The following is a 2,589-nucleotide window of genomic DNA, read 5'->3' on the forward strand; positions in this document are numbered from 1 at the left end:
GTCAACGTCGGCCTCCCGGCGATCCAGGCCGACCTCGGGGGAACTCCGTCCCAGGTCGGCTGGATCGCGACGGCCTATCTGCTCGCTTTCGCGGCAGCGCTGATCACCGCGGCCCGACTGGGCGACCTGTGGGGCCGCAAACGGGTCTTCCTCGTCGGTTTGGCGCTGTTCGCTCTCTCCGGAGCTTGGTCGGCACTCGCGAACAGCCCCACCGAACTGATCGCCAGTCGCGCTGCCCAAGGCGCGGCCGCGGCGATCCTGGCGCCGCAAGTTCTGTCCAGCTTGTTCGTCCTGTTCCGCGGTCCCGAACGCGCCACTGTCCTGGGCATATTCGGTGTGGTCGCGGGACTCGCGCAGGCCGGCGGGCTGCTGCTCGGTGGCGTCCTGGTCACCGCGGACGTCGCCGGTCTCGGTTGGCGCGCGATCTTCTGGGTCAGCGTCCCGGCGGCCGTCATCCTGCTCGGCCTCGGCGCCTGGCTGGTCCCGGAGAACCGTGCCGAAGGTGCGCTGCGGCCACGATGGCTCGCCGCGGTCGGCCTGACCGTCGGATTGGTCGCCATCGTGTTCCCGCTGTTGGAAGGCCGCACCTATGACTGGGCGCCGTGGATCTGGCTGTTGCTGGCCGCGGGCATCGCCGCAGTGGCGCTCGTCGCCATCGTCGAGAATCGCGATGCCGTCGGCCGGGCCGGCGCGCTCTTGCCACTGGAACTGCTCCGCGCGCGCATCAGCAGTGTCGCCCTTGTTGTTCAGCTGGTCGCCTTCGCCGCCTTCAGCGGATTCCTGCTCGTGTTCGTTCTCTGGCTCCAAGAGGGTCAGGGCTACACCGCGCTGCGTGCAGGCGTCGTCACCGTCGCGTTCTCCGTCGGCGGACTGGCGGTCGCCCCGTTGGTGGGACGGCTCACCATGCAGTTCGGCCGCTACGCCGTCGTCGCCGGTACCCTCTTCGGCGCCGTCGGCACCTTGGCGGTGCTGGGCGCGGCACTGACCGCGACCACCGATGTGAATCCATGGCTGCTCGCGCCGGGGCTGTTCGTCGTCGGTGTCGGCATCAACCTGGTCCAGCCGCCGTTGACGACCTTGTTCCTGTCGACGGTGCCGACGCGATACGCGGGGTCGGCGTCGGGGATCTGGACCACCGGCCAGCAGTTCGGTGGCGCAGTGGGTGTCGCGTCCCTGAGCGCGATCTTCTTCGGGGTCGCCGCCAGTGACGGCTACCGCAGCGCTCTGACGGCGTGCGCCCTGACGATCATCGCGGCGCTGGTGGTGAGTGCGGCGCTCTGCTTCGCGTTGCCTTCACCGGAGCCCGCACCAGAAGCAGCCGCCTGAGACCTGCGGAAGACAACGTGTCTACTCGGCGCCGTGGTCGCCGAGTAGCTCCGCACGGCGTTCGTGGACCGTAGCTCGCAGCGCTTCGACGACCGCCGCGACTTCGGGTCGCCGCAGGGTTTCGCGCCGGGCGACGAGCCAGTAGGTGAGCTGAACGCGGACCTCGTCGGGCAGGACCCGGACGAGGTCGGCGTGGCGGTCGGCCATGAAGCAGGGGAGTAGCCCGATCCCCGCGGCGGCCCTGGTGGCTTCCACGTGGACGAAGACATTGGTCGAGGAGACGGATCGGCGCAGGGTGGGGGCGAAAGCGAGGGCCAGGTCGAGGTCGTCGACCTGGAGGATGGATTCGATGAAGTAGACCAGCGGGTGGCGGGTGAGTTCGGCGACGGTGGTCGGGACGCCGTGTTCGGCGAGGTAGTCGCGGGAGGCGTAGAGGCGAAGGCAGTAGTCGCCGAGTTCGATCGCTTCGGCGCGGTGGACCTGCGGTGTACCGACCACCACTTCGATATCGAGGCCGGTTCGCTGGGTGGATGCTCGCCGGGTCGCGGCGATGATGTCGACGGTGACGCCCGGATGTCTGCGCTGCACGCGCACCGCGGACGGTGGCGCGAGGTAGGCGCTGAAACCGTCGGTGGCCGAAATCCGCACCACGCCTTCGAGTGTGCGTTCGCCCGCGCTCGAGCCGAGGGATCGGACGGCGGCCTCGACGGCTTCGGCCGCTGTCAGTGCCTCGCGGCCCAGGTCGGTGAGCTCCCAGCCGCCGGTGACCCGGGTCAGCACCCGTCCGCCCATGGCATGTTCGAGGGCGGCGATGCGACGCGAGATCGTCGTGTGGTTGATGCCGAGCTCTTCGGCGGCGGTGATGTAGCGCCCCGACCGGCCGACCGCGAGGAGCACGAGCAAATCATCAGCGCTCGGCCTGCGTCCCGAGGTCGACGAAGAATGACTCACATGTGCAGTTTCGCAGATTGCTGCTGCGAAACTGGCCATTGTCACCGAGATGGATCTGCACGAATACTCTCCTCACGGCTTGTGGGCCACATCACATCGACGGCGTGATGTGGCCTGGAACATCGAAGGAGTAGTGCGATGAGCGTGCGGAACGCGATACGACCGACCGGCGACGACCCGGATGAAGCCCCCAGCGGACTGCGGCGGGTCGTGGCCGCCTCGATGGCGGGCACCGTCGTCGAATGGTACGAATTCTTCCTCTACGGCACCGCCGCGACCCTGGTGTTCAGCAAGGCGTTCTTCTCCAAGGAC

Annotated in this window: 2 protein-coding genes and 1 pseudogene; 2 read left to right on the top strand and 1 reads right to left on the bottom strand. The window is 68.5% G+C overall.

Annotated features, from left to right (window positions below; genetic code table 11):
- The coding region (locus ACFWF3_RS31680; protein ID WP_379317453.1) for an MFS transporter at window positions 1-1,326 on the top strand (1,326 nt) is incomplete at its 5' end.
- Window positions 1,327-1,347: 21 nt separating this feature from the next.
- Here ACFWF3_RS31680 and ACFWF3_RS31685 read toward each other — a convergent pair.
- The gene (locus ACFWF3_RS31685) at window positions 1,348-2,316 is read right to left on the bottom strand and encodes a LysR family transcriptional regulator (protein ID WP_379317455.1); all 969 of its coding nucleotides are present in this window, start codon (window positions 2,314-2,316) and stop codon (window positions 1,348-1,350) included.
- A gap of 99 nt (window positions 2,317-2,415) precedes the next feature.
- Here ACFWF3_RS31685 and ACFWF3_RS31690 point away from each other — a divergent pair.
- A pseudogene (locus ACFWF3_RS31690) lies at window positions 2,416-2,589 on the top strand (MFS transporter); the annotation flags it as partial.

It is taken from the genome of Nocardia sp. NPDC060220, from assembly GCF_042727815.1.
Lineage (GTDB): Bacteria > Actinomycetota > Actinomycetes > Mycobacteriales > Mycobacteriaceae > Nocardia.